Annotated in this window: 25 protein-coding genes; 9 read left to right on the forward strand and 16 right to left on the reverse strand. The window is 68.8% G+C overall.

Annotation, left to right across the window (positions count from 1 at the left end; translation table 11 throughout):
- Positions 1-144: 144 nt before the first annotated feature.
- The 7 genes from ptsP to BM066_RS03155 form a co-directional block, all read right to left on the reverse strand.
- Positions 145-2,409, reverse strand: coding sequence for a phosphoenolpyruvate--protein phosphotransferase (gene ptsP / locus BM066_RS03120; RefSeq protein WP_089924250.1), 2,265 nt, complete (start codon positions 2,407-2,409; stop codon positions 145-147).
- A gap of 200 nt (positions 2,410-2,609) precedes the next feature.
- Complete coding sequence (locus BM066_RS03125; RefSeq protein WP_089924252.1) at positions 2,610-3,086, reverse strand: glycine zipper 2TM domain-containing protein; 477 nt, start codon at positions 3,084-3,086, stop codon at positions 2,610-2,612.
- 137 nt (positions 3,087-3,223) lie between these two features.
- A complete protein-coding gene (locus tag BM066_RS03130; protein ID WP_089924255.1) occupies positions 3,224-4,168 on the reverse strand; it encodes a DMT family transporter in 945 nt (314 codons plus the stop codon).
- Positions 4,169-4,407: 239 nt separating this feature from the next.
- Positions 4,408-5,061: a glutathione S-transferase family protein gene (locus tag BM066_RS03140; protein WP_089924429.1), complete on the reverse strand. Its 654-nt coding sequence runs from the start codon at positions 5,059-5,061 to the stop codon at positions 4,408-4,410.
- 152 nt (positions 5,062-5,213) lie between these two features.
- Positions 5,214-6,551, reverse strand: coding sequence for an alpha-L-fucosidase (locus BM066_RS03145; RefSeq protein ID WP_089924260.1), 1,338 nt, complete (start codon positions 6,549-6,551; stop codon positions 5,214-5,216).
- Between the two features lie 150 nt (positions 6,552-6,701).
- Entirely contained in the window at positions 6,702-7,163 is a 462-nt protein-coding gene (locus BM066_RS03150; RefSeq protein WP_018061063.1) for a hypothetical protein, read from the reverse strand.
- 218 nt (positions 7,164-7,381) lie between these two features.
- Complete coding sequence (locus BM066_RS03155; RefSeq protein WP_089924262.1) at positions 7,382-8,629, reverse strand: aspartate kinase; 1,248 nt, start codon at positions 8,627-8,629, stop codon at positions 7,382-7,384.
- A gap of 182 nt (positions 8,630-8,811) precedes the next feature.
- Between BM066_RS03155 and ubiG the strand changes: the two genes are divergently transcribed.
- The 3 genes from ubiG to BM066_RS03170 all read left to right on the forward strand — a co-directional run bounded on the left by ubiG (position 8,812) and on the right by BM066_RS03170 (position 11,235).
- Positions 8,812-9,588, forward strand: a complete 777-nt coding sequence (gene ubiG, locus BM066_RS03160) for a bifunctional 2-polyprenyl-6-hydroxyphenol methylase/3-demethylubiquinol 3-O-methyltransferase UbiG (RefSeq protein WP_089924265.1) — start codon at positions 8,812-8,814, stop codon at positions 9,586-9,588.
- A 156-nt stretch (positions 9,589-9,744) separates the two neighbouring features.
- Positions 9,745-10,782, forward strand: coding sequence for a glycine zipper 2TM domain-containing protein (locus BM066_RS03165; protein ID WP_089924268.1), 1,038 nt, complete (start codon positions 9,745-9,747; stop codon positions 10,780-10,782).
- A gap of 138 nt (positions 10,783-10,920) precedes the next feature.
- Positions 10,921-11,235 (forward strand): glycine zipper 2TM domain-containing protein, encoded by a 315-nt coding sequence (locus BM066_RS03170; protein ID WP_035072319.1) that lies wholly within the window; start codon positions 10,921-10,923, stop codon positions 11,233-11,235.
- A gap of 174 nt (positions 11,236-11,409) precedes the next feature.
- Here the strand turns inward: BM066_RS03170 and BM066_RS03175 are convergent, their stop codons facing one another.
- From BM066_RS03175 to BM066_RS03190, 4 genes are read right to left on the reverse strand one after another with little or no spacing between them, the layout of a single operon-like run.
- Positions 11,410-11,844, reverse strand: coding sequence for a DUF1178 family protein (locus tag BM066_RS03175; RefSeq protein ID WP_089924271.1), 435 nt, complete (start codon positions 11,842-11,844; stop codon positions 11,410-11,412).
- A 15-nt stretch (positions 11,845-11,859) separates the two neighbouring features.
- Entirely contained in the window at positions 11,860-12,711 is an 852-nt protein-coding gene (locus BM066_RS03180; protein WP_089924276.1) for a carbon-nitrogen hydrolase family protein, read from the reverse strand.
- Positions 12,708-12,962: a glutaredoxin 3 gene (gene grxC, locus BM066_RS03185; RefSeq protein WP_056753479.1), complete on the reverse strand. Its 255-nt coding sequence runs from the start codon at positions 12,960-12,962 to the stop codon at positions 12,708-12,710. Before grxC ends, BM066_RS03180 begins: the two co-directional genes overlap by 4 nt.
- 31 nt (positions 12,963-12,993) lie before the next feature.
- A complete protein-coding gene (locus tag BM066_RS03190; RefSeq protein ID WP_255367452.1) occupies positions 12,994-13,785 on the reverse strand; it encodes a ComF family protein in 792 nt (263 codons plus the stop codon).
- Between BM066_RS03190 and BM066_RS03195 the strand changes: the two genes are divergently transcribed.
- Positions 13,784-14,713 (forward strand): methyltransferase domain-containing protein, encoded by a 930-nt coding sequence (locus tag BM066_RS03195; RefSeq protein ID WP_089924431.1) that lies wholly within the window; start codon positions 13,784-13,786, stop codon positions 14,711-14,713. The two genes, BM066_RS03190 and BM066_RS03195, sit on opposite strands and share 2 nt — an antisense overlap.
- Before the next feature lie 158 nt (positions 14,714-14,871).
- Here BM066_RS03195 and BM066_RS03200 read toward each other — a convergent pair whose 3' ends face one another.
- The 4 genes from BM066_RS03200 to BM066_RS03215 all read right to left on the reverse strand — a co-directional run bounded on the left by BM066_RS03200 (position 14,872) and on the right by BM066_RS03215 (position 18,446).
- Entirely contained in the window at positions 14,872-15,123 is a 252-nt protein-coding gene (locus BM066_RS03200; protein WP_177218365.1) for a Flp family type IVb pilin, read from the reverse strand.
- Positions 15,039-15,443: a (deoxy)nucleoside triphosphate pyrophosphohydrolase gene (locus tag BM066_RS03205; protein WP_089924279.1), complete on the reverse strand. Its 405-nt coding sequence runs from the start codon at positions 15,441-15,443 to the stop codon at positions 15,039-15,041. Before BM066_RS03205 ends, BM066_RS03200 begins: the two co-directional genes overlap by 85 nt.
- Before the next feature lie 74 nt (positions 15,444-15,517).
- A complete protein-coding gene (locus BM066_RS03210; protein ID WP_089924282.1) occupies positions 15,518-17,158 on the reverse strand; it encodes a glycoside hydrolase family 43 protein in 1,641 nt (546 codons plus the stop codon).
- Between the two features lie 4 nt (positions 17,159-17,162).
- Positions 17,163-18,446 carry an MFS transporter gene (locus tag BM066_RS03215; RefSeq protein WP_089924284.1) on the reverse strand — a complete coding sequence of 428 codons (1,284 nt, stop codon included), beginning with the start codon at positions 18,444-18,446 and terminating at the stop codon, positions 17,163-17,165.
- Between the two features lie 167 nt (positions 18,447-18,613).
- Between BM066_RS03215 and BM066_RS03220 the strand changes: the two genes are divergently transcribed.
- The 5 genes from BM066_RS03220 (at position 18,614) to BM066_RS03235 (ending at position 21,506) form a co-directional block, all read left to right on the forward strand.
- Positions 18,614-18,955, forward strand: a complete 342-nt coding sequence (locus BM066_RS03220) for a PRC-barrel domain-containing protein (protein ID WP_089924287.1) — start codon at positions 18,614-18,616, stop codon at positions 18,953-18,955.
- Between the two features lie 108 nt (positions 18,956-19,063).
- Positions 19,064-19,186, forward strand: coding sequence for a hypothetical protein (locus BM066_RS26805; protein WP_255367453.1), 123 nt, complete (start codon positions 19,064-19,066; stop codon positions 19,184-19,186).
- Positions 19,183-19,362: a hypothetical protein gene (locus tag BM066_RS03225; protein ID WP_089924289.1), complete on the forward strand. Its 180-nt coding sequence runs from the start codon at positions 19,183-19,185 to the stop codon at positions 19,360-19,362. The genes BM066_RS26805 and BM066_RS03225 overlap by 4 nt, the downstream gene beginning before the upstream one ends.
- A 193-nt stretch (positions 19,363-19,555) precedes the next feature.
- Entirely contained in the window at positions 19,556-19,864 is a 309-nt protein-coding gene (locus tag BM066_RS03230) for a hypothetical protein (protein ID WP_089924291.1), read from the forward strand.
- 199 nt (positions 19,865-20,063) lie between these two features.
- Positions 20,064-21,506 carry a DEAD/DEAH box helicase gene (locus BM066_RS03235; protein ID WP_089924294.1) on the forward strand — a complete coding sequence of 481 codons (1,443 nt, stop codon included), beginning with the start codon at positions 20,064-20,066 and terminating at the stop codon, positions 21,504-21,506.
- A gap of 192 nt (positions 21,507-21,698) precedes the next feature.
- Here BM066_RS03235 and secA read toward each other — a convergent pair whose 3' ends face one another.
- Complete coding sequence (secA, locus tag BM066_RS03240; protein ID WP_089924298.1) at positions 21,699-24,464, reverse strand: preprotein translocase subunit SecA; 2,766 nt, start codon at positions 24,462-24,464, stop codon at positions 21,699-21,701.
- Positions 24,465-24,609 lie beyond the last annotated feature (145 nt).

Raw genomic sequence — 24,609 nt, forward strand, 5'->3', positions numbered from 1 at the left:
GAATCCTTCCCTACCGAAGAGAAGCACCCGACGACTAGCCCCACCCGTCCTAGCCGGGATTTGTTAATACTTTATGGTCGATATCAAAGTAAGTCGCGGGATTCAATAAACTATAAGGCGGCGCTTGGTTAACCGGAGCCGTGTCTAGATGGCCACGTAAAGCTTGCGCGCCAGGGTTTCGATCTCGCCACGGAGCGATCCGGCCGAGGTCTTCAGCAGGGCCTCGACATTGCGCCGAGCGGCCTCGCGATCGCACGACAGCACCATCTGCTTGACCGGCCCGATGCCGGCCGGCGGCATGGACAGGCGGTCGAAACCCAAGGCCAGCAAGGCGAAAGCCTCCAGGGGACGCCCGGCCATCTCGCCACAGACCGAGACCGGCGTGCCGGTGTCGAAGCACGCCTGCTGGATGGTCTTCAGGGCGCGCAGCGCCGCCGGAGACAGAGGATCGTAGCGGTCCGAAACCCTTGGATTGCCGCGATCGGCCGCGAACAAATACTGCATCAGGTCGTTGGTGCCGACCGAAACGAAGTCGGTCATCGGCAACAGCGCGTCGAGATGCCACAGCAACGACGGCGCCTCGATCATGGCCCCAACGTCCAGTCGGGCCGGCTCGGGCCGGCCGCGCTTCAGGGCCCAGGCGACCTCCTGGTCGACGAAGGCGCGGGCGGCGCGGAACTCGTCCACATTGGCCACCAGCGGGAACATGATCCGCAGCTCGCGGCCCCGCGCGGCCTTGATCAGAGCGCGAATCTGCATGCGCAGCAGGGCCGGACGGTCCAGGCCCATGCGCACGGCGCGCCAGCCCAGGGCCGGATTGTCCTCGCGCTCCAGCTCCATGTACGGCAGCAGCTTGTCGCCGCCGAGGTCCAGGGTGCGGAAGGTCACAGGCATGCCGGCGGCGGCCTCCAGCACCTTCTCGTAGAGGCTGGTCTGAGCCTCGAGGCGCGGCATCTCCTCGGCGACCATGAACTGGAACTCGGTGCGGAACAGGCCGATGCCCTCGGCCCCGGTCTCGCCCAGGATGTCCAGGTCGACGGCCAGGCCGGCGTTCATCAGCAGGGTGACCTTGTCGCCGTCCTTGGTGACGGCCGGCGTGTCGCGGATGCGGGCGAACTCGGCCTTGCGCTGGGCGCGGACCTCCATCCGGGCCTGCAGCGACTTGACCACGTCGGCGCGCGGCCGCAGCCAGGCCTCGGCGGTCTCGGCGTCGACCACGACGGGATCGCCCTCGCTCACCCGGTCGCGCAGGCCGGCCAGGCGGCCGACGCACGGGATGTCCAGCGCCCGGGCGACGATGCCGGCGTGGCTGGCGGCCGAGCCTTCCTCCAGCAGGATGCCCTTGAGCTTGGTGCGGTCGTATTCCAGCAGGTCGGCCGGCCCCAGGTTCCGGGCGATCAGGATCGCGTCCTCGGGCAGCACCCGCACGGCGTGGACGTCGCCCGACAGGTGGCGCAGCAGCCGGTCGTTCAGGTCCTCCAGGTCGTGCAGCCGCTCGCGCAGATAGGGGTCGCGGGCCTGGCCCAGGCGGGCGCGATGCTCGGAGCGCACGCGCTCGACCGCGGCCTCAGCGGTCAGGCCCGAGCGCACGGCCTCCTGCAGCGACCGGTTCCAGCCCCGGTCGTGGGCGAACATCCGGTAGGTCTCGAGCACCTCGTAGGAGGCGCCGACCAGGCCGTGCTGGCCTTCCAGCATCTCGTCGATCTGGGTCTGCAGCGCCTCAACGGCCCATTTCAGCCGGGCCTCCTCGGCCAGGGCGTCGTCGGACAGCAGTTGCTCGGGAGCCACCGGCTGCTCGTGCAGCACGGCCACGCCGTAGGCCAGGCCCTCGGCGAAGCGCGCGCCCTTCAGCCGCTCGGGCTTGTGCGGCGCGATCTCGACGTCCTTGAGCTCGCCCTGGCCCAGCAGCTCGCTGGAGCTGACCATCTCGGCCAGCACCATGGCGATGATCTGCAGGTCCTCGACCTCTTCCTCGTCATAGACCCGCTCGGTGCGGTTCTGCACGACCAGCACGCCGATCGTGCGGCCGCCGCGCAGCAGCGGCACCGCCAGGAAGGCGTGATACGGGTCTTCGCCGGTTTCCGGACGGTACGAGAAGGCCGGGTGACTGGCGGCGTCCGACAGGTTCAGGGGCCGCCCCAGGCGCATGGTCTCGCCGACCAGACCTTCGCCCGGCTTCATGCGGGTGACGTGGACGGCGTCGCGCGACAGACCCTCGGTGGCGAACAGCTCCAGGTCGCCCGAGGCGCGGCGCAGATAGATCGAGCAAACCTCGGCGACCATCGAGATGGCGATGGTGCGCACCACCATGTCGAGCTTGGCCTGGGCGGGCCCTCCTCCGGCCATGGCCTCGCGAATCTGCCGAAGCAGGCTGCGTGGTCCCCGAACAGCGATCCCGGACGCCGCCATGTCTGCGCGCGCACTCCCCTGGCTCGATGCGGCTGGTCCCGACAGAACGCGTCGAAGGTTAAGAAGCCGCATCGCCCTCAGCCGGGCTATAGCAGATTTCGCGCGCCGCACAGCGTTCGCTCGCGGTCAAATCGTGGTTCGCGCACGAAAAAGGCGCCGCCCCGAAGGGACGGCGCCACATCGTTCGACCGGGAAAGCCGTTAGCGGCGCTGGCCGTAGTAGCCGTCGTAGCGCCCGCCGCCGTCTCGACCGTCATAGCGGTAGCCAGTATCGTAACGGTTGTAGCGGTCGCCGCGATAGTCGCGACTTTCGTAGCCGGAACGGCCGTAGCCATTGTCATAGCCCGACCGGCCGTAGCCGCTGCCGTAGCTCGAGCTGTAGCCGGACCGGTAGCGGCTATCACGATAGCCGCTGGAATAGCGGTGGTCGCGGTCGTAGCGGTCGCTATGGCCCGTCGAGGCGCCCAGGGCGGCGCCGGCGACGGCGCCGATGGCGATGCCGCCCCTGTCGCCGTCCGACAGCGCCGCGCCGGCGATGCCGCCGATCACGGCGCCGAGGATGGCGCGCTCGGTCTTGTTGCTGCGGTCGCCGGCGAAGGCGGCCGAGGCGGGCAGGACGAGGGCGCCGGTCACGGCCGCGGCGACGGCGATCCGGGTGAACTGACCAAAGGTCTTCATGGCGTTGCTCCTTGAGAGCGTCAGGCCGGAAGAAGTCCGGTGCGGCGCTGTTGGAGCCTGTGTCGCATTCTCGCCTTGAACCCGATCTGAACGGCGATGTTCAGCTGACAGTCATGTTTGGGAGCGGCCTGCCAGCCCTACTCCGCCGGATGCCCTTCCGCCTCCGGCCGATGTAGGTGCACCGACCACAGCACGCCGGCCAGCATCAGGACGATGGCGGCCGCCTCCAGCGGCAGCGGCCAGCGGGCGTCGTGCAGGAAGCCGTACAGCAGGGCGAACAGGGTCTCGAAGACGATCAGCTGGCCCGACAGGCTGAGCGGCAGCAGACGGCTGGCGGCGTTCCACAGGCCGTTGCCGATCACCGAGGCGCCCAGCGCCACGGCCAGGCTGACGCCCCAGAACAGCATCCAGCCGCTTGGCAGATGCGGCGCGCCGCCCCCGAAGGCCGGGATCACTAGCAGCAGCGACAGCAGGCCGGTGACCAGGCCGGTCAGCAGCGACCATTCGTGGCTGTTGAAGCGCGGGGTGGCGGCCAGGCGGCGGGCGTTCCAGACGGCGTAGACGGTCCAGACCACCAGCGCCCCGACCGCCGCCAGCAGGCCCAGGACCAGCCGCCCGACGCCGACGTCGCGGGCGGTCTGGAAGGCGGCGACATTGATGCAGGCGACGCCGGCGGCGACCAGCAGCAGCGGCGCGGCCAGCCGGCGCAGGGCCACGCCCTCCCCCGGTTTCGCGCCCACCAGGGTGATGGTCACGGGCAGGAGGCCGATGATCAGCGAGGCCGGGGCGACGCCGGCGATCTGCACCGACACCGCCAGGCACACGTAATAGACGATATTGCCCAGCAGGCTCAGGCCGGCCAGGTCGCGCCAGTCCGCCAGGGTCAGGCGCGCCGCCACCCCGCGGAGGCTGGGCGCCAGCAGGACCGCCGAAGCCAGGCCGTAGCAGAGATAGCGCCCGGCGGTCATCTGCAGCGGCGTGAAGGCGTGGAGCAGCTTGGGCGCCAGGAACACCCCGCCCCAGAACGCCCCCGCCACGAGGCCGCAGAGAAGTCCGATCAGGAGTCGCTGACGTTGGTCCATGCCGGGGCATTAGCAGAGCCCTGCGCGAGATGCTCGGCGAAAGCGTCGGTGGACCTGGTGGAAGATCTCGGACGACGCCGAGGGGAACACCCCAGTCGTCGACTCGACAAAAACAGTGTCATCCCGGACAAGCGCGAAGCGCGCCGATCCGGGACCAACGCCTGGGCGTCGCGCTTCCGGCGATCCCGGATCTTCGCTTCGCTACGTCCGGGATGACACCTTCAAGGGCTAACCGAAACTCAGGCCACTGCCTGCGCTTCCTGGTAGGACGCCATCTGCGCCTCCAGCGCCCGCTGGAACGCCGGCCGCGCCTCGCAGCGGCGGACATAGGCGTCCAGCACCGGGTTTGAGGTCACCAGATCGGTCTGGCGCGGGAAGCGCAGCACGGTGGTCATCATCAGGTCGGCGGCGGTGAACCGCTCGTCCGACAGGTACTCGCGGCCTTTCAACCAGGCGGCCAGGCTGTCCAGCCTGGCGATCGTCAAGGCCTCTGCGGCGGGTCGGCGGGCCTTGGCCCAGGCCTCGTCGGCATGGAACAGGTCGATGGTGGTCAGGTTCTGGATGGCCGGCTCGACCGAGTTGAGCGCCGCGATCAGCCAGGTGTGCATCCGCAGCCGCGCCTGCGGGTCGGACGGCGACAGGGCGGGCGAACGGTCGGCGATGTGCAGCACGATCGCCCCGGTCTCGAACATCACGAAATCACCGTCCTGGAGGTAGGGCACCTGGCCGAACGGCTGCATCGCGCGATAGCCGGCGCTGCCCTGCTCGCCCTGTTCCAGCAGGTGAGTCCGGTACGGAATGCCGGCCTCCTCCAGGGCCCAGCGCACCCGCAGGTCGCGCACGATGCCTTGGGCGAAGGGGGGCACCCAGCGGAAAGCACTGATCGTGATCATCATCCAGCTCCTCGTTGCGGGCCCCGCACGGGGCCGTCGAGGAGAAGTCGCGCCAGGGGGCGCGATATCGACATCGGATGTGAAATTATCTCCGACGCCCGCCCGTCCCCGTGTTCGCCGGGATGAGCGGGGGTCGGCCAGTTGGCGCTTGTCTAGGCCGCTTTCGGCGCCAGCCGCAGTTCGATGACGGTGACGGCGGATCCGCGCGACGACGGGGGCACGGATAGGGTGTGACCCTTGGCGTCGGCGGTCCATTTGACGACGTCGCCCGAGAGGTTCCTGGCGCTCACGACCTTCCTGGGCAGGGGCGGCAGCGACAGCTCGTCCGCGGGCCAGCCGACGATGTGGATGAAAACGCTGTCGCCGGCGGTCGTCGCGCCATAGACGCCGTCGACCGGCTGGAGCGGCCCCGAGCGCGTGCCGTAGACGGCCCGGCCGTGGCGTTTCAGCCAGAGCCCGACGCCTTTCAGCGTTTCGGTCTGCTTCGGCGGAATGATCCCGTCCCGGTCGGGACCGACATTGGCGAGGACGTTGCCGTTGCGCACGATGGCGTCGGCCAGGTGGCGCACGACCTGGTCGGTGCTCATGACCTGGTCTTCAGGCGTGTAGCCCCAGGCGCCGTTGAGGCTGAACGTCTTTTCCCAGGGGCGGGCGCGGATCGGACCCTTGATCGGCGCGCCGCCTTCCTCCTCCTCGTAGTCGCCCTGCCATCCCGAGCGCGGGTTGATGAGGATCTTCGGCTGATACCTGCGAACCATGCGGTTCAGCTTGTCCGGCTCCCAGAACCAGGCGGCGTCGGCGTCCGTGCCCTTGTGCGCCAGCCAGCCGCCGTCCCACCACAGGATGTCGATGTGGCCGTAGCGGCGCATCAGCTCCTCGACCTGGCCATAGGTCTGACGCTTCAGCAGGGCGGCGTTCTCGGGCAGCTCCTTGGGGTGGAAATAGCCCGGGAAGCGCCAGTCCAGCGGCGAATAGTAGAGCCCGACGCGAAGCCCCTGGCCGCGGACGGCGGTCACGAAAGGGGCGAGCAGGTCGCGATGCGCCGCCGAATGCATCGCGTCGAAATGGCCATGGCTGGCCGGGCTGTCCCATAAGGCGAAGCCGTCGTGGTGACGCGCCGTCATCACCATGTAGCGGGCGCCGGCGGTCTTGGCCAACTTGGCCCAGCTGACCGGATCATAGTGACGGGGATTGAATTCCGCGGCGAGCTTGGCGTAGGCCTCCGGCGAGACCTTCTCGTTGTTCATGTACCACTCGCCCCGGGCCGGAATGGCGTAGAGGCCCCAGTGGACGAAGACGCCGAACTTGGCGTCGCGCCACCAGACCATGTCTTTTTCGGGCAGCAGCAGGTCCGGCGCCAGGGTCGGATCGGAACGCGAGGTCTTCAGCGCTGACCGCTGCTCATCGGTCAGGACCTGGGCGTTCAGCGCGGACGGCGCGAAGGCGGCGGCCGCGACGGCCCCGAGCAAGAGATGACGACGACCCAGCATGAAGTTCCCTCCGATTTTTCGGGCACGCTAGGCGATGCGGGGGAATTTTCAATGGCGAATAGTATTTCAAATATGAATTCGAGCTGCTTCGGACAGCGCAGGGCGTCCGACCGGGCCGCGGACCCCGTCGGGGCGCTCCGATCGAAAACCCTAACCGTGTCCCGGCCGGGCCAACGGTTCGCTGATCGCTTCCACCAATTGCTTGGCCTGTTCGACGGCGCCCTCGATGTCGCGCTCGATGAACGCGACCTCGGCGTCCGTCAGGGGGTGGGGGGCGGCGATGACCTCGCGCAGATAGGCGCGCTTCTCGGGTTCGGTCATGGTCCACCAGCCGACGGTGTGGCCTTCCTCGATCACCGCGTCGCCCATGGCCAGGAGATCGTCCTCGTCGAAGATCGGCCGGCCGGGTTGCTCGGGGAACCACTGGCCGTCGTCGGGCAGGGCCTTGTCCAGCTTGCGCAGCAGCGAGGCCAGCCAGGGGCTGACCAGCAGGGGCTTTTCATAACCGTCGCCGAACTTGGCGCGCAGAAGCAGGTCGTACAGCAACTCCAGCCCGGCCTCGCCCTCGAAGGTGACGGACTTCTTCTCGGGATCGAAATGGAAGACCGACATGGAGGCTCCTGGAGGCTGACGTTTCGACGTCATAACGTCAGAAGGCGACGTTTTGCTAACGGCGGGACGCCCCCCTCCGTCACGATGCGTATCCGCATCGCGCCGCCTCCCCCGCTGCGCGGGTGAGGAGGATTCGCGCCCAGACTTCTCCTCACCCGTGAAACGGGGGAGGTGGCGGGCGAAGCCCGACGGAGGGGGCGTCCCTCCGGCGCTCGATCCTACAGCTGATCCAGCCCGTACGCCGCGTGCAGGGCCCGCACGGCCAGTTCGGTGTAGGCCGCGTCGATCAGGACCGAGATCTTGATCTCCGAGGTCGAGATGACCTGGATGTTGATGTTCTTCTCGGCCAGGGCCTGGAACATCGACTGGGCGACGCCGGCGTGGCTGCGCATGCCCACCCCGATCACCGAGACCTTGGCCACGTCCTCGTTGACGGCCACGTCCTCGAAGCCGATCTCCTTCTGGGCCTTGCGGACGATCTCGACGGCGCGGGCGGCGTCGCGCTTGCCGACCGTGAACTCCATGTTGGCGGTGTCGGCGCTGCGGGCGCGCGACTGCACGATCATGTCGACATTGACGTTGGCGTCGGCCAGCCGGCCGAAGATCTGCGACGACACGCCCGGATGGTCGGGCAGGCCCAGCAGGGTGATCTTGGCCTCGTCGCGGCTATAGGCGACGCCCGAGACGATGCGCTTTTCCATGATTTCTTCCTCGTCGCAGACGATCGTACCTTGGCCGGGAGCTTCCCCGGGTTCGACGAAACTCGACAGCACCCGCACCGGGACGCGATGGGCCATGGCCATCTCGACCGAGCGGGTCTGCAGCACCTTGGCCCCCAGCGAGGCCATTTCCAGCATTTCCTCGTAGGAGATCTTGGCCAGGCGCTTGGCCTTGCTCTCGATCCGAGGGTCGGTCGTATAGACGCCGTCGACGTCGGTATAGATGTCGCAGTCGCCCTTCAGGGCCGCGGCGATGGCCACGGCGCTGGTGTCCGAGCCGCCCCGGCCCAGGGTGGTGATGCGCTGGTCGGTCGTCACGCCCTGGAAGCCGGCGATCACGGCGATCTGGCCGGCCGCGAAACAGGCCTCCAGATTAGCTGGCGGGATGTCCTCGATGCGGGCCCGGCCGTGGGCGTCGTCGGTCAGGATCGGCACCTGCCAGCCCAGGAACGAGCGGGCGTTCAGGCCCATGTTGCGCAGGGTCATGGCCAGCAGGCCGGCGGTGACCTGCTCGCCGGACGCGACGACGGCGTCGTACTCATCGTCCGACTCCGGCAGGCCCTGAGCGGCGCGGCCCGAGCCGTCGGTCCAGGCCACCAGCTCGTTGGTCTTGCCCGACATGGCCGAGACCACCACCGCCACCTGCTTGCCCGTGGCCACTTCGGCCGCGACCAGGCGCGCCACCCGGCGGATGCGCTCCAGGTCGGCCACCGAGGTGCCGCCGAACTTCATCACCAGACGTGACACGCCCTACCCCTGAAAAACCTAAGGTCAATTCTTGCGCCGAGGACGGACGAACCGTCGCCGTCGCGCAAGCCGCGGTCTTCTAGCGGCGCGACGGCGCAACGGCAATGTCGCGGAGGTGTCTTTTTCGTCGAGTGTGGCGCCGCGCCCTGTGCCGCTGGCGATGTCGTTGCTACATCAAGGTCATGAGTCCGCCCGCCGATCCGCCTCCCTCCGCTGGAAACGCCCCGTCCTGGAGCATCGACCCCGCCGACGTGGCGCGGTTCTCGGCCATCGCGGCGGAGTGGTGGGACCCGCGCGGCAAGTTCGCGCCGCTGCACGTGTTCAACCCCTGCCGGCTGGGCTTCATTCGCGAGCAGGCCCTGGCGCGGTTCGAACGCGACGGTAATGCGCGCGCGCCGTTCGAGGGCCTCAGCCTACTGGATGTCGGCTGCGGCGGCGGCCTGCTGAGCGAGCCGATGGCGCGGCTGGGCTTCACCGTCACCGCGATCGACGCTTCGGAGAACAACATCAAGACCGCCGCCGCCCACGCCGCTGGGCAGGGGCTGGAGATCGGCTACCGCCCGGCCACCGCCGAACAGCTGCTGGCCGAGGGCGCGGGGCCGTTCGACGTGGTGCTGACCATGGAGGTCATCGAGCACGTCGCCGATCCCGGCGAGTTCCTGCGCACCTGCTCGCGGCTGCTGGCGCCCGGCGGCCTGATGATCGTCGCCACCCTGAACCGCACGCTGAAGGCCCTGGCCCTGGCCAAGATCGGCGCCGAATACGTGCTGCGCTGGGTGCCGCCCGGCACCCACGATTGGAAGCAGTTCCTCAAGCCCGACGAACTGCGCGCCTTCCTGGCCGGCGAGCCGGTGACGATGCACGGCCCGTTCGGCGTGGCCTACAATCCCCTGACCGGCCGCTGGGGCCGTTCGGCCGATGTCGACATCAACTACATGATGACGGTGACCAAGGCCTGACGCGCCCAGGGTGACGGCGCTCCTGCCCGCCTGCCCGCCGCCTGACGGAACCTGTACCGCCGCCGCGCTTTCTATTGGCAAGGGACATCCTGCCAGGATTGGCGGCTCGCTTCGGGGGCCGAACGTCGATCCGTTCGTTGGAACGGAGAGAACATCATGATTTTGAGACCCCCCATGTGGCTGATGGCTTCGGCCGTCGCCCTGAGCACGGCCGCGCCTGTCTTCGCCCAGTCGCCCGACGCGGCCTACCAGCAGCGCCTGGATGCCTATGGCGACCAGCGCGCGGTCTATGACGCCCAGAGCGCCGATTATCAGCAGCAGCAGCGCGACTACGACCGCGACCGCGCCCGATACCTGAGCGACAAGGCCGACTACGACCGCCGCTACGGGGCCGGCGCCTATGATCGTCGCTATCCGGAATACGCCACGCGCTTCGATCGCTCGCGTTATTCCGACAGCTCGGACTATTATCGCGAGCAGGCCGCGTTCGACCACGACCGCCAGATCTACGAGGACGCCCGCCGCGACTACGATCGTCGCAACGGCTATGGCGCCTATGACCGCCGCTATCCCGACCAGGCGCGGCGCTTCAGCGCCAGCGGCCGGGTCTACAGCTCCGACAGCAGCGACTATCTGAGCCAGCGGGCCCAGTACGACCGCGACCGGGCCGAGTACGAACGCGCGCGGGACGACTACGACCGGCGCTACGGCTCCGGCGCCTATGACCGTCGCTATCCGGACTACGCCACGCGCTACGGCGCGCCCTACGCCGGCCGCTACGGCGACGACGTCTCGTACAACGCGCCATGCCGGATCGACGCCCGCAAGAACGCCACGGCCGGCGGCGTGATCGGGGCCCTGGTCGGCGCCGTGGCCGGCTCGAACCTGGCCGCCCGCAACGCCAAGCCGGAAGGCACGGTGCTGGGCGCCCTGGTCGGGGCGGGGATCGGCGCCAGCATCGGCAACGCCTCGGCCAAGAGCCGCTGCGACGCCAACGGCCAATACTGGACCTACGACGAGACCGTCGCCTATCGCGAAAGCCGCCGCTATCGCGCCAGCTCCAACGCGGACTACAGCAACTATTCCAGACGCTGCCGCCTGGCCCCGGCCGACACCGACTACAACGGCCGCGTCGAGACCCGCTATGTCCGCGTCTGCCCCGACAGCCAGGGCCGCTATCGCGTCCAGGGCTAGCGGCTGAACGGGGATGAACGGCGTGGTCGGCGCCGCTTCATCCCCCGTTCAGGTCGCAATCCCGACAATCATCGAACTCATTTGAAGCTTGAGCGTTATCTAGCGTTCAAGGATCGCCAACAAACCAGGGAGGTCGCCATGCGCGCCCATCTGAAAACTCTCGCCGTCGTCGTCGCCCTCGGCTTCACGGCGTCCACGGTGGCCGTCACCGCCGCCGAAGCGCAGACGCGCACCCACAAGGTCTGGGTGTGCAAGAGCACCAAGAGCGCCCGCAACAAGGGCACGGTGATCGGCGCCGTCGGCGGCGGCACGCTGGGCGCCGTCGTCGCGGGTCACGGCAACAAGACCGAAGGCGCCCTGCTCGGCGGCGCGCTGGGCGCGGTCGCCGGCAACCAGATCGCCAAGAAGAACTCCAAGAAGAAGAACTGCCACTACGAGTACCGTCGCTACTAGACGGGGCTCCGGTCTCCACGTCACGGGAAGCGAAGGGGGCGTCGACAGCGGTCGGCGCCTTCTTTTTTGCCTGATCGCGCCGGTCCGCCGTCTTGGAAACGGCGCCGAAGGAGATGGCGGCGGCTTAGGGGAACGCTCCGTTCCCGAAGCTTTTATCGTTGTGAGACGATCCTCTCAGTTCACCTCGGTCTTCTTCGGCGGCGCCGGCGGCAGGGGCGCGATCTTGATGCCGTCCTCGACCAGGGCCTTGACCTCTTTCGGCGAGGCCTCGCCGTAGATGCCGCGCTCCTCGGACTTGCCGTCGTGGATGTCACGCGCCTCCTTGGCGAAGCGGTCGCCGACATAGTCGAAGTTCTCCTCGACCTGGCGGCGGACCTCGCCCATGGCGTTCATCATCATCTCGCGCATGGCGGCGCTGGGCTCGGGCGCGGCCTTCTGGGCCTTGGTCCCGGCCACGGCCGGGGCCATGATCTGCTTGCGCACCGCCTTGGAGGCGCACAGCGGGCATTCCAGCAGCCCGCGCGCGGCCTGGTCGTCATAGTCGGACGACGAGCCGAACCAGCCTTCGAAGGCGTGGTCGTGATCGCAGCTGAGCGCGTACTTGATCATGAAGCTTATATGGGGTCAGGGACCCGTGAATTCACGGGCGTTCTTGAGGGCCGGGATCGCCGCTCGAGCCTTGTCGACGGCCGCGAGGTCGAGGTCGGCGATCAACACGCCCGGCTCGTCGTGGTCAAGCTTTCCGAGCACCTCGCCCCACGGGCCGATGGCGATCGAACGCCCCCACGTGCCGCGGCCGTCCTCGTGGAAGCCGCCCTGGGCCGCGGCGATCACGAACGAGCCGGTCTCGATGGCGCGGGCCCGCAGCAGGATGTCCCAGTGGGCCTCGCCCGTCGGCCGGGTGAAGGCGGCCGGCACGGTCAGGATCTGGGCCCCGCCCAGCGCCAGGGCCCGGTGCAGGGCCGGAAAGCGCATGTCGTAGCAGATGGTCAGGCCGAAGGTCCCCAGCGGAGTCTCGACCACGGTCGCCCGGTCGCCCGGCTCATAGGTCGCCGATTCCCGCGCGGTCTCACCCTTCTTGCCGTCTCTTGGGGGAAGGTCGACGTCGAACATGTGCAGCTTGTCGTAGGTCGCCACGATCGCCCCGGTCGGGTCGATCACCGCCTGGCGATTGGCGGCCTTGCCGTCTTCCCGCTTCACCAGGGCCGAGCCGACGTCGATCCAGACGGAAAGCTCGCGGGCCAGGTCGCGCAGGCCGCGCACCACCAGGTCGTCCTCCAGCGAGACCAGGGTCGGCAGCAGCCGCTCGCGGTCCTTCTGCAGCACGTTGACGCCCTCGGGCGTCAGGATGAACCGGGCGCCCTGCGCCGCCGCCTCGCGGACCAGGGGGGCGACGTGCTCCAGCGCCGCGGCGTGGGTGGCGGGCGTGCGGGTCTGGACCAGGCCGACGCGCAGGGGCGCTTGGGGCGTCGTCATGCGGCCAGCAGCGGGTCCAGCTTGCCCTCGCGCTCCAGGGCCATCATGTCGTCGCAGCCGCCGATGTGCTGGTCGCCGACGAAGATCTGCGGGAAGGTGGCGCGGCCCGAACGGTCCATCATCTCCTTGCGCAGCGCCGGGTCCATGCCCGCCTCGATTTCCGTGAAGTCGGCGCCCTTGTCGTTGAGCAGCTTCAGGGCGCGGGCGCAGTAGCCGCAGAACGGGCGGGTGTAAATGGTGACCTTGGCCATGGGGAATCCGTAACAGAAGTCGTTTCCGTCCTCATATAGGACGCGCCTGCATTTCTGTAACGCGCGCGACAACGGCGAGCGACACTTGCGTGGCGCCGGCCGCCAGGAGCGCCCGGGCGCAGCCCTCGGCCGTCGCCCCCGTGGTCAGGACGTCATCGACCAGCAGCAGCTTGCGGCCGATCACCCGATGGCGACGCGCCTCGGGCACGGCGAAGGCGGCGGCGACGTTGCGGCGGCGGCCCGTGGCCGACTTGCCGCCCTGGCTGTCGGTGTCGCGCTTCCGCACCAGGGCGTCGGCCAGATAGGTCCGCCCCGCCATGGCGCACAGCGGCCGGGCGATCTCGGCGGCCTGGTTGTAGCGGCGCTTCAGCAGGCGCGAGCGGTGCATCGGCACGGGGACCACCGCCTGCGCCTCGTCCAGCAGGTCGGCGGCGCAGCGCGACAGCCAGCGGGCGAACAGGCCCGACAGGTCTGTGCGGTCGGCGTGCTTGAGCTTGAGGATCAGGTCGCGCGAGTGCTCGTCATAGAGGCAGGCGGCCCGCGCCCGCGCGAAGGCGCGGGGCCGGGCCTGGCACAGGGCGCAGCGGAGCTCGCCGGCGTCGTAGGCGAACGGCGCGCCGCAGCCGTCGCAGACCGGACCGTCCAGGAAGGTGATGCGGCTCCAGGCCGCCGCCGACAGGCCCGAGGTCAAGGCCGCCCCGCCGTCGAAGGCGCGCGGCGGCAGGATCAGGTCCAGCATCCCCTGGGCGAACGCCGTGACGCGAGCCGGCGGCTTCGCAAAAGGTTTCCATGGCGCGCGGGAAGGCCCATCTTGCACGGACATGACCGCCGCTCCCCAGCTCTTCGACCGCGCCCTGCTGCGCGCCCGTCTCGACCGCGCCGCCCCGGGCTTCGACGCCGCCGGCTTCCTAAAGGCCCGCGCCGCCGAGGACGCCGTGCTGCGCCTGGAGGCGATCCTGCGGGAGTTTCCGGTGGCCGTCGACCTGGGAAGCCGAAACGGCGCTTTCTCGCGAGCGCTGGAGGGCAGCGACGCCCGCGCCAAGGTCGGGCTGCTGATCGAGACCGACCTGTCGGCGCGGATGCTGGCCCAAGACTCTTCGGAAGGGCGCCGCGGCGCACGGATCGTGGCCGACGAGGAGCGCCTGCCGTTCGGCGATGCGACGATCGACCTCCTGGTCTCGACCCTGGCCCTGCACTGGACCAACGACCTGGTCGGGGCCCTGATCCAAGTCCGCCGCGCCCTCAAGCCCGACGGCCTGTTCGTCGGCGCCCTGTTCGGCGGAGCCACCCTGACCGAGCTGCGCCAGGCCCTGCTGGCCGCCGAGGACGAGATCACCGGCGGGGCCTTCCCGCGCGTCTCGCCGTTCGCCGACACGGTCGACGCCGCCGGCCTGCTGCAACGCGCCGGCTTCGCCCTGCCGGTCGCCGATAAGGACCGGGTCAAGGTGCGCTACGCCCACCCGATCGCCCTGCTCAAGGACCTGCGGGCCATGGGCGAGACCAGCGTGCTGATCGACCGTTCGCGCAAGCCGCTGGGCCGCAAAGTGCTGCTGCGGGCGATGGAGATCTACCAGGACCGCTTCGCCGAGCCCGACGGCCGCGTGCCGGCCACGTTCGAGATCATCACCGTCACCGGCTGGGCCCCGCACGAACGCCAGCAGAAACCCCTGCGCCCGGGCTCGGCCAAGATGCGGCTGGCGGACGCGTTGGGGACGGTGGAGCAGCCGGCGGGGGACAAGGCGGGGGGGTAGGGTTCTGGCCAAATCACCGTTGTCATCCCGGCCGCAGCGAAGCGGAGAGCCGGGATCCAGGAGACTGCGCCAACGCGGCGCGGTTCACCGAGGTCCCAAACAAGCGCTGCGCGCTTTCCGGGATGACAGCCGAGTGAGGTTCCGAACCCGCCCTACCCTCAGTTCGCGGCGTTGGCCGTGTCCAGCGTGGTTTCGACCTTGCCGAACGAGATCTTCAGGTTGCCCTGCAGCGCCGTGAGGATTCCGATCAGAGCCACGCTGATCAAGGCGACCAGGACGCCGACCTCGATGGCCGTGGCGCCGCGTTCGTCGCGCCAGAAACGCCTCAGAGCAGATCGCGCAGCCAGGCGATCAGCGGCAGGTCGGCCGGCGGCATCGGATAGTCCGCCAACTGGTCCGGCTTCACCCATTTCAGCGCCTCGTGCTCCTTGGCGGTCACCAGTCCTTCCCAGCGCCGCAGCAGGTAGAGTGGCATGAGGAGGTGAAAGGACTCGTAACCGTGGGATGCAAAAACGAACGGAGCGAGGCACGCCTGGGCGACCTTGATGTCCAGCTCCTCGTGGAGTTCGCGGATCAGGCACTGCTCCGGGGTCTCGCCGGGCTCGACCTTGCCGCCGGGAAACTCCCACAAGCCGGCCAGTTGCTTGCCTTTCGGGCGCTGGCAGATCAGCACGCGGCCGTCGACATCGATCAGGGCGGCGGCGGCGACGAGGACGGTGGGCTTGGTCATGGGGCGTTAGTCCAACGCGTCGCGCGGCTTGGCAACACCTGTCTGCGCCGCGCCCCCTCGGTGATAGCGCCGCCTCACCCCACCTCCGCCTGATACTCCCGCTCCACATAGCCGAACCCATCGAAGTCGGCCGGACAGGCCGCGCCCGACAGGTCCTGGCAGGCCATGCCGACGAAGGCGCCGGTGAAGTTGGGGGCGCCGGGGGCGGTGGCCTCGTCCGACAGGATCGAGGCGTCGAACACCTGCGGCAGCCAGGTCCAGGCCTGGCCGTCCAGGCTGAAGGCGAAGCGCAGGCGCTCGAAATCGACCTCGACCCGCAGGTGGATCAGGCCCTGGTCCGGCAGCGGGATCGGCGCGGTGAAGGCGTCGGCCTGGGGGCTGTCGGGCAGGGCCGACATCACCTGCAGGCAGCGGCCGTGTTCCTCGTCGCGCGACACGAACAGATAGTGGAACTTGCTGGCCCCGTAGTAGCAGACGAGCCCGGCCGCCTGCTGGAAGTGCTGCGGCGCGAAGTCCAGCACCGTGCGGGCGCCGTAGCAAATCGCCTGCTGGCGGCGGGCGACCAGGGCCTGGCGATGCTGGCTGCCGATCGTCTCGCGCCCATGCAGGCGCAACCAGCCGGGACGGGCCGTCAGGCTGAACAGCTCGTCCGGGAACGGCGAACGCAGCCACTGGAAGTCGAGGGGCAGGCCGGGGCCGTCGAAGTCCTCCCAGGCCGGCGGGGCGGGCCAGGGCGCGGGCGGCAGGCCGGGCGACGGCGGGGCCAGCTCCGGGTCGCCCGAGCCGTCGCGGGTGCGCAGCCAGCCGTCGTCGCCCCAGGCCATCGGCTGGATCGCCGTCTCGCGGCCCAGCACGCAGCGGCCGCGATTGGGCAGGGGCCGGCCACACAGATAGGCCATCCAGGTCGTGCCGTCGGGGGTCTCGACCAGATCGGCATGGCCGGCCCGCTGCAGCGCCACGTGCGGCCGGTCGCGGGCGGTCAGCGCCGGGCCGTCGGGATGCAGTTCGTAGGGCCCCTCCAGCGTCCGCGAGCGGGCCATGGTCACCGCGTGACCGAAACCAGTGCCGCCCTCGGCGGTGATCAGGTGATACCAGCCGCCCCGCTTGTAGAGATGCGGCGCCTCGGTCAGGCCCAGGGCGGTGCCGGGGAAGATCAGCTTGCGCTCGCCGACCAGCCGGGCGGCGAAGGCGTCGTATTCCTGAGCCACGACGCCGGCGAAGCGATTGCGGCCCGGCCGGTGGTCCCACAGCTGGTTCAGCAGCCACTTGCGGCCGTCGTCATCGTGGAACAACGACGGGTCGAAGCCGCTGCTGTTGAGGAACACCGGGTCCGACCACGGCCCCTCGATGTCGTCGGCGGTGACCAGGTAGTTGTGGAAGTCGCGCAGGGAGGCGCCTGAGGCTCCACCCACGGTGGTGCGGCCATAGCGCTTGACGTCGGTGTAGATCAGCCAGAACCGGCCGTCGGCGTGGGTCAGGCAGGGGGCCCAGAGCCCGCAGCCGTCGGGCGCACCCAGCATGTTCAGCTGGCTGGGTCGGGTCAGGGGCCGGGTCAGCAGCCGCCAGTTCACCAGATCCCGCGAGTGATGGATCTGAACGCCAGGAAACCACTCGAAGGTCGAGGTGGCGATGTAATAGTCGTCGCCGACGCGGACGATCGACGGGTCGGGGTTGAAGCCCCTAAGGATGGGATTGTGGATCGTGTCTTGCGGCATGACTCTACAGGGCGGGAACGGTGACGGGCTTGGCGGTCGGGGTGTTGGCCGGATCGCGGACCAGGGTCCACAGCAAGGCGGCGCCGGCAAGGTCCAGCACGCCCAGGGCGACGAAGAACGGATCGTAGCCGACCGTGGCCACGAGGCCTCCGATCAGCAACGAGAAGACCAGCACGCCCAGATTGGCGAAGAACCCGGCCATGCCGGCCACCGTCGCCACCTCGTTGCGACGGAACAGGTCCGACGACATGGTGATCACCGTCACCGACAGGGTCTGGTGGGCGAAGCCGCCCAGGCACAGCAGGGCGATGGCGACATAGGGGCTCTCGACCCGGCCGACGAACATCATGCCGGTCATCAGCACCGCCCCCAGGGTGAAGGCCCCGCGCCGGGCGTTGATCAGGCCGACTCCGCGCCTCTGCAGGAACATCACCACCGCCGGCCCGAACAGGCAGCCGAGGTCGGCCGCCACGAACGGCAGCCAGGCGAACAGCGCGATCTGCTTCAGCTCGAAATGCCGGACCGTGGTCAGGTACAGCGGGATCCAGAACGACAGCGTGCCCCAGGTCGGGTCGGCCAGGAACCTGGGCAGGGCGATGCCCCAGAAGTTGCGACGGGCCAGCAGGCTCAGCATCGAGGGCCGCGCCCCGGCGGCCTCCAGATGGGCCTCCTGGCCGGCGGCGATCAGCTCGCGCTCGGCGTCGGACAGGGCCTTGTGCTTGTCGGGCGACTGGTAGGCGAAGAGCCACAGCGCCACCCAGGCCAGGCCCAGGACCCCAGCCACCACGAAGGCGGCCCGCCAGTTCCAGACCAGGATCGACCAGGCCACTAGCGGCGGCGCCAGCACCGAACCCATCGAGGCGCCGATATTGTAGACCCCGCCGGCCAGGCCGCGCTCGCGGGCCGGAAACCAGGTCGACACCGCCTTCATCCCGGCCGGATGGGCGCAGCCCTCGGCCACGCCCAGCGCCCCGCGCAGGCCGAGCAGCGCTTGCCAGTTTCCCGCCAGGCCGTGGGCCATGGTGATCAGCGACCAGGCGGTGGCGAACAGGGCGAAGCCCAGCTTCAGTCCGATGGAGTCCAGCACGTAGCCGCACAACGGCTGCAGCATGACCCCCAGCTGAAAGGCGCCGGTGATCCAGGAATATTCCTTGGGGCCGATATGCAGGTCGGCCAGCACGGTTGGAGCGGCGACGCCCAGAGTGCTGCGGGTCAGGTAGTTGAGCACCGCGCCCAACATCACCAGGCCGATCATCCACCAGCGCAGCGCCCGGATTTTGCCGATCATACGTCTCTCCCGGTCCCGCCCTGTGTCCCGGTCGCGCCGATGACGGTAACGCTAACATGCATAGCCCGCTCCGGGGCGGCCGCAAACCCCGCCAGAGGTCGTAGTCCGTCGTGGATCGATCCGCGCCGCGGCCGCGTTTGTTTGCGGACAACCCAAGGGAGCCCCCGATGAGCCTCGACGATCGCCTGGTGAAGAGCGCCGCCCTGATCGGGGTGAAGGTCAAGGACGCCGGCGGCCACAGGCTGGGCGTGATCCGCGAACTGTTCATCGATCGCGACGCCGGCATCGTCCGCTACGTCGCCGTCGAGCCCGCGGGCCTGTTCGCGGCCGGCGGCAAGTTCCGCCCCCTGCCCTGGCGCCTGTTGACCTGGGACGACAAGGACGAGGCCTATGTCGCCGACCTGACCAAGGACCGCTTCAAGGAGGTCCCGGCCTACGACCGCGACCAGCTCAATAGCGCCACCTATGGCTGGGGCGCGCAGGTGGAGCGCTTTTTCGAGGCGCCTTGAACGTTTGCAACTTCCGCGCGAAACGAACACCGGTCTCATCACCAACCTCGGGTCGGACCGGCCATCGACGCGACTTTCAATCTCTCGCTCGGCAATGACGTGGGAGGCGTGATCTCGTCCGGAGGCCCGATCGCCATCCAGATGGCGAACTCGCAAACGATCTGGAACCGCGGGACCATCGTCGGCGACGCGCTGCTCGGCTCCATGGACGACACGCTGATCGCCTCGTGAACTTCGAGAGCTTCGAACAGATCGGCGGCGGCAGCCTCAACTATGTCGGCGTCTTCGGGGCTGGTCCGATCGTCCTGAAAGACAGCTCGGCGGTCGTCCTGGCCGGCGACGGCGTGGTCACCACCGGCGCCGTCGCCTTCGCCGGCGGCGCGGGTGACCGGGGGCGGGGAACCTGACCCTGGCGCTCGACCAGAGCTGGAACTCCATCAGCCTGGCCGGCGCGAACGCCTGCCTAACCGCCGGATCCTAAACCGTGGGCCGCCTCTCGGGCGGCGACCAGGACGAAGCCGTCCGCATCACGGCGACCACGCCCGTGACCCTCGCGGTTCGCTGAGCGGCTTCGAGACCATCGCCCTGAACGGCGGCCAGATGGCCGTGTCCGGCGTGCTCGGCGCGGCCGGCGAGACCACGACGTTCGAAGGCCAGGCCGGCCAGACGCTGTCGATCCTGCCGGGCGGCGCGCTGGCGGGCACGGCCGACCTGGGGGCCGGCGACGACGTGTTCCAGCTGGCGGCCGGCGGCCAATTGCTCGGCACGGTCCTGAGCGGGACGGGCAGCGACAGGGTCGACATCGACCTGATCGCCGACCTGTCGCTGCGCGGCGACCAGCTTCAGCAGTTCGAGACCCTGCAGGTCACCGGCGCGCCAGCTCCGCCCTTGACTTCGCACCTGCAATAAACGACATAGGCCTCACGCCATCTGGCGTTATTGGCGCTCCAGCCGCGTGAGGGACCTTTCCGGTCCAGCCTGTCGAGCGCCCTGAAAGCTTCTCATCAGACCGCCCGTGTCACGCGGGGCGCTCCCCACCGACCCGCCGCCAGGCGAGCCGTGCGAGGACCGCATGCGCCGTCTCGTGCGGCTGCACGAAAGACACTGAGTGACTCAATTCTCCGATCTCGGCCTCGCCAAGCCCCTGCTGAAGGCTCTGGCCGACAAGGGCTACACCCAGCCCACCCCGATCCAGGCGCAAGCCATCCCGACCGTGCTGTCGGGTCGCGACCTGCTGGGCATCGCCCAGACCGGCACCGGCAAGACCGCCGCCTTCGCCCTGCCGATCCTGCATCGCCTGGCCGAAGACCGCCGGCCGGCCCCGCGCCGCGGCTTCCGCTGCCTGGTGCTGTCGCCGACCCGCGAGCTGGCCACCCAGATCGCCGACAACTTCAAGGCCTATGGCGCGCACCTGGGTTTGACCGTCGCCACCATCTTCGGCGGCGTGAAGTACGGTCCGCAGATGAAGGCCCTGGCGGCCGGCGTCGACGTGGTCGTGGCCACCCCGGGCCGCCTGATGGACCACCTGGGCGAAAAGTCCGCCCACCTGAACGGCGTCGAGATCTTCGTGCTGGACGAGGCCGACCAGATGCTGGACCTGGGCTTCGTGGTGCCGATCCGCAAGATCGCCAGCCAGCTGCCCAAAGAGCGCCAGAACCTGTTCTTCTCGGCCACCATGCCGTCGGAAATCGGCAAGCTGGCCGGTGAGCTGCTGAAGAACCCGGCCCAGGTGTCGATCACCCCGCAGGCCACCACGGTCGAGCGCATCGACCAGTCGCTGATCTTCATCGAGGCCCAGCGCAAGCGTCCGCTGCTTGCCGAGCTGCTGGCAGACCGCGCCGTCGAGCGCGCCATCGTCTTCACCCGCACCAAGCGCGGCGCCGACCGCGTGGCCAAGTACCTGGTCGCCAGCGGCATCGAGAGCGCCTCGATTCACGGCGACAAGACCCAGGGCCAGCGAGAGCGCGCCCTGGCGGCGTTCAAAGCCGGCCAGGTCAAGGCGCTGATCGCCACCGACATCGCCGCGCGCGGCATCGACGTCAACGACATCAGCCACGTGTTCAACTACGAGCTGCCCAACGTGCCGGAGGCCTATGTCCACCGGATCGGCCGCACCGCCCGCAAGGGCAAGGACGGCATCGCCATCAGCTTCTGCGCCGATGACGAGCGTCCGCTGCTGAAGGACATCCAGAAGGCCACCCGCCAGACCATCCCGACCTTCGACCGGCGCAACGACAAGGGCCTGGCGGCCGCCGCGGCCGTGGCCGACAAGCTGGCCCCGCCGGAGAAATACGTCGATCCGCGCCGCGCCGACCCGCGCAACAACGTGCCGTCGGAACTGCGCCGCCAGCGCAACCGTCCGAACAAGGGCGGCGGCCAGGGCCAAGGCCACGGCAAGCCCGGCGGCCAGCAGAACCGCGGCCGCAACGGCGGCGGCGGTCAGGGTAACGGCCAGGCCCAGGCGCAAGGCCAGGCCCGCTCGGGCGGCGGCGACTTCCGCGGCCCCAAGCGCGCAGCGGCCCCGTCGGAACGCTGGAACCCGATCGACTAAAGAGCCCCGCCTGACCTCTTCCTTCTCCCCTTGCGGGAGAAGGTGTCAGCCGAAGGCTGACGGATGAGGGGTCTCCCAAAAGCAAAAGCCGCGTCCGGTCTTTCGACTGGACGCGGCTTTTTCGTTCTTCAACCCCTCACCCGACCTCCTTCGGAGGCCCCCCTCTCCCCCAGGGGGAGAGGGAAAGAGCGCCTAAACCAGCGCCCCGTGGCAGTGCTTGAACTTCTTGCCCGAGCCGCAGGGGCAGGCGCCGTTGCGGGCGGTGTATTCCCAGCCCTCCGGCAGGACCGAGACCGGCAGGGCCTCGCGCTGCTGCGGCGACAGGCCCTCGGGCAGGGCGCCGGCCGTGGCGGCGTTCTCGCCGGTCAGCGGATCCAGGTGGACCTGGGTCAGCCCCTCGGGCGCGTGCAGCGGCTCGGGCTCGGCATAGGCGATCTCGACCGTCATCAGCCAGCGGGTGGTGTTGGTGCGCAGATCGCCCAGCAGCTTCTCGAACAGCGAGAAGGCCTCGGTCTTGTACTCGTTCAGCGGGTCGCGCTGGCCGTAGCCGCGCAGGCCGATAACGTTGCGCAGATGGTCCAGGTGCATTAGGTGCTCGCGCCACTGCAGATCGATCATCTGCAGCAGGAAGTTCTTCTCCACCGAGCGCATCTGCTCGGGGGTGATGATCACCTCGCGCTCGGCGGCGTAGGCGTCGGCGGCCTTGGTCAGGCGCTCGCGCATCTCCTCGTCGCCGAAGCCTTCCTCGGCGGCCCATTCCTTCAGCGGCAGGGTCAGGCCCAGCACCGCCTGGACGCGTTCGTCCAGACCCTCGATGTCCCATTGCTCGGCATAGGCCTTGGGCGGCATGTAGCGGGCGACCAGGTCGTCCACCACGTCCTGGCGCATCTCGGTGATGATTTCCGAGAGGTCGGTCGCCTCCATGAACTCCTGGCGCTGCTCGAACACGGCCTTGCGCTGGTCGTTGACGACGTCGTCGTACTTCAGGAGGTTCTTGCGGATCTCGTAGTTGCGCTGCTCGACGCGCTTTTGGGCCGTCGCGATGGCGTTGTTCAGCCACTTGTGGGTGATCGCCTCGCCTTCCTGGACGCCGAAGGTGCGCATGATCGCATCCAGGCGCTCGCCGGCGAAGATGCGCAGCAGGTCGTCCTCGCACGACAGGAAAAACTTCGAACGGCCCGGGTCGCCCTGACGGCCCGTCCGGCCGCGCAGCTGGTTGTCGATGCGGCGGCTCTCGTGGCGCTCGGTGCCCAGCACGAACAGACCGCCGGCGGCCAGGGCCTTGGCCTTGGCTTCGCCGATCTCGACCTCCAGTTCGGCCTTCTGGGCCAGTTCGTCCTCGTGGGTCGGGGTGATCCCCAGGCCCTTCTGCTGCTGGCGCCAGTTGGCCAGGCGCATGTCGAGGTTGCCGCCCAGCTGGATGTCGGTGCCGCGGCCGGCCATGTTGGTGGCGATGGTCACCGCGCCGGGCACGCCCGCGTCGGCGACGATGCCGGCTTCCTGCTCGTGGAAGCGGGCGTTCAGCACCTGGTGCGGGATGCCCTTGTGCTTCTTGCCGTCATGTTCCCAGGCGTAGGTCGACAGCAGCTTGGACAGCTCTTCCGACTTCTCGATCGACACGGTGCCGACCAGGATCGGCTGGCCGCGCGCGTGGCAGTCGGCGATCTGCTTGAGGATCGACTCGTTCTTCTCGCGCTCGGTGCGATAGACCTCGTCATCGTCGTCGATGCGCTGGACCGGGCGGTTGGTCGGGATCTCGCTGACGCCCATCTTGTAGATGTCGTCGAACTCCTGGGCCTCGGTCGCGGCCGTGCCGGTCATGCCCGACAGCTTCTTGTAGAGGCGGAAGTAGTTCTGGATGGTCACCGAGGCCAGGGTCTGGTTCTCGGGCTGGATCGAGGCGCCTTCCTTGGCCTCGATGGCCTGGTGCAGGCCTTCCGACAGGCGGCGACCGGTCATCATGCGGCCGGTGAACTCGTCGATCAGGATCACCTCGCCGTCCTTGACGATGTAGTCCTTGTCGAGCGTGTACAGCACGTTGGCGCGCAGGGCTTGGTTGACGTGGTGCACGACCGAGATGTTGGCGGCGTCGTAGAGGCCGGCGGTGTCCTCGGCCAGGTGACCGCCCGCCATCAGGATCTCTTCGATGCGCTCCTGGCCGTCCTCGGTGAGGATGACCTGCTTCTGCTTCTCGTCGTGATCGTAGTTGGTCTTGTCCTTGATGAGCTCCTTCACCAGGACGTCGATGGTCTTGTAGAACTCGCTGCGGTCCTCGGTCGGGCCCGAGATGATCAGCGGCGTGCGGGCCTCGTCGATCAGGATCGAGTCCACCTCGTCGACGATCACGTAGTGGTGGCCGCGCTGGACCATTTCCTCGACGCTGTAGACGAGGTTGTCGCGCAGGTAGTCGAAGCCGAACTCGTTGTTGGTGCCGTAGGTGATGTCGCTGCGATAGGCGCGCTGGCGCTCGCCCTGCGACAGGCCGTTGACGATCACGCCGTACGACAGGCCCAGGAAGTTGTGGATCTGGCCCATCCACTCGGCGTCGCGCTTGGCCAGGTAGTCGTTCACGGTGATGACGTGGACGCCCTTGCCTTCCAGCGCGTTGAGGTAGGTGGGCAGCGTGGCGACCAGGGTCTTGCCCTCGCCGGTGCGCATTTCCGAGATGCCGCCGCCGTGCAGGACCATGCCGCCGACCATCTGGACGTCGAAGTGGCGCATGCCCAGCACGCGCTTGCTGGCCTCGCGGACCGTGGCGAAGGCCTCGACCAGCAGGCTGTCGAGCGTCTCGCCCTTGGCCAGGCGGGCCTTGAACTCGTCGGTCTTGGCCCGCAGGGCCTCGTCGGACAGCGCGGCGTATTCCGGCTCCAGGGCGTTGATCTTCGCCACCTGGGCGGACATCGCCTTGACCTTGCGTTCGTTGGAAGAGCCGAAGAACTTTTTGGCGAAGCCGAGCATGAAGTGAGGGTTCCGGAGCGGGTGTCTGTGAGGCCGGCGCTAGGGCTTGAAGGCCTTCACTACGGTAAATTCGAGGCGTCGAAGCGCGCGGAAATTCCACGTCCTGTACGCGCGCGGAGACTTAAGCACCGGCCCAGCGGGTGTC

It is taken from the genome of Caulobacter sp. UNC279MFTsu5.1, assembly GCF_900114015.1.
GTDB lineage: Bacteria > Pseudomonadota > Alphaproteobacteria > Caulobacterales > Caulobacteraceae > Caulobacter.

Coding starts and splice junctions, on each gene's coding strand:
- ptsP (WP_089924250.1), bottom strand. CDS start 2,409: ATGGCGGCGTCCGGGATCGCTGTTCGGGGACCACGCAGCCTGCTTCGG.
- BM066_RS03125 (WP_089924252.1), bottom strand. CDS start 3,086: ATGAAGACCTTTGGTCAGTTCACCCGGATCGCCGTCGCCGCGGCCGTG.
- BM066_RS03130 (WP_089924255.1), bottom strand. CDS start 4,168: ATGGACCAACGTCAGCGACTCCTGATCGGACTTCTCTGCGGCCTCGTG.
- BM066_RS03140 (WP_089924429.1), bottom strand. CDS start 5,061: ATGATCACGATCAGTGCTTTCCGCTGGGTGCCCCCCTTCGCCCAAGGC.
- BM066_RS03145 (WP_089924260.1), bottom strand. CDS start 6,551: ATGCTGGGTCGTCGTCATCTCTTGCTCGGGGCCGTCGCGGCCGCCGCC.
- BM066_RS03150 (WP_018061063.1), bottom strand. CDS start 7,163: ATGTCGGTCTTCCATTTCGATCCCGAGAAGAAGTCCGTCACCTTCGAG.
- ubiG (WP_089924265.1), top strand. CDS start 8,812: ATGAGTCCGCCCGCCGATCCGCCTCCCTCCGCTGGAAACGCCCCGTCC.
- BM066_RS03165 (WP_089924268.1), top strand. CDS start 9,745: ATGATTTTGAGACCCCCCATGTGGCTGATGGCTTCGGCCGTCGCCCTG.
- BM066_RS03170 (WP_035072319.1), top strand. CDS start 10,921: ATGCGCGCCCATCTGAAAACTCTCGCCGTCGTCGTCGCCCTCGGCTTC.
- BM066_RS03175 (WP_089924271.1), bottom strand. CDS start 11,844: ATGATCAAGTACGCGCTCAGCTGCGATCACGACCACGCCTTCGAAGGC.
- BM066_RS03180 (WP_089924276.1), bottom strand. CDS start 12,711: ATGACGACGCCCCAAGCGCCCCTGCGCGTCGGCCTGGTCCAGACCCGC.
- grxC (WP_056753479.1), bottom strand. CDS start 12,962: ATGGCCAAGGTCACCATTTACACCCGCCCGTTCTGCGGCTACTGCGCC.
- BM066_RS03195 (WP_089924431.1), top strand. CDS start 13,784: ATGACCGCCGCTCCCCAGCTCTTCGACCGCGCCCTGCTGCGCGCCCGT.
- BM066_RS03190 (WP_255367452.1), bottom strand. CDS start 13,785: ATGTCCGTGCAAGATGGGCCTTCCCGCGCGCCATGGAAACCTTTTGCG.
- BM066_RS03200 (WP_177218365.1), bottom strand. CDS start 15,123: ATGGGTGAAGCCGGACCAGTTGGCGGACTATCCGATGCCGCCGGCCGA.
- BM066_RS03205 (WP_089924279.1), bottom strand. CDS start 15,443: ATGACCAAGCCCACCGTCCTCGTCGCCGCCGCCGCCCTGATCGATGTC.
- BM066_RS03210 (WP_089924282.1), bottom strand. CDS start 17,158: ATGCCGCAAGACACGATCCACAATCCCATCCTTAGGGGCTTCAACCCC.
- BM066_RS03215 (WP_089924284.1), bottom strand. CDS start 18,446: ATGATCGGCAAAATCCGGGCGCTGCGCTGGTGGATGATCGGCCTGGTG.
- BM066_RS03220 (WP_089924287.1), top strand. CDS start 18,614: ATGAGCCTCGACGATCGCCTGGTGAAGAGCGCCGCCCTGATCGGGGTG.
- BM066_RS03230 (WP_089924291.1), top strand. CDS start 19,556: ATGGCCGTGTCCGGCGTGCTCGGCGCGGCCGGCGAGACCACGACGTTC.
- secA (WP_089924298.1), bottom strand. CDS start 24,464: ATGCTCGGCTTCGCCAAAAAGTTCTTCGGCTCTTCCAACGAACGCAAG.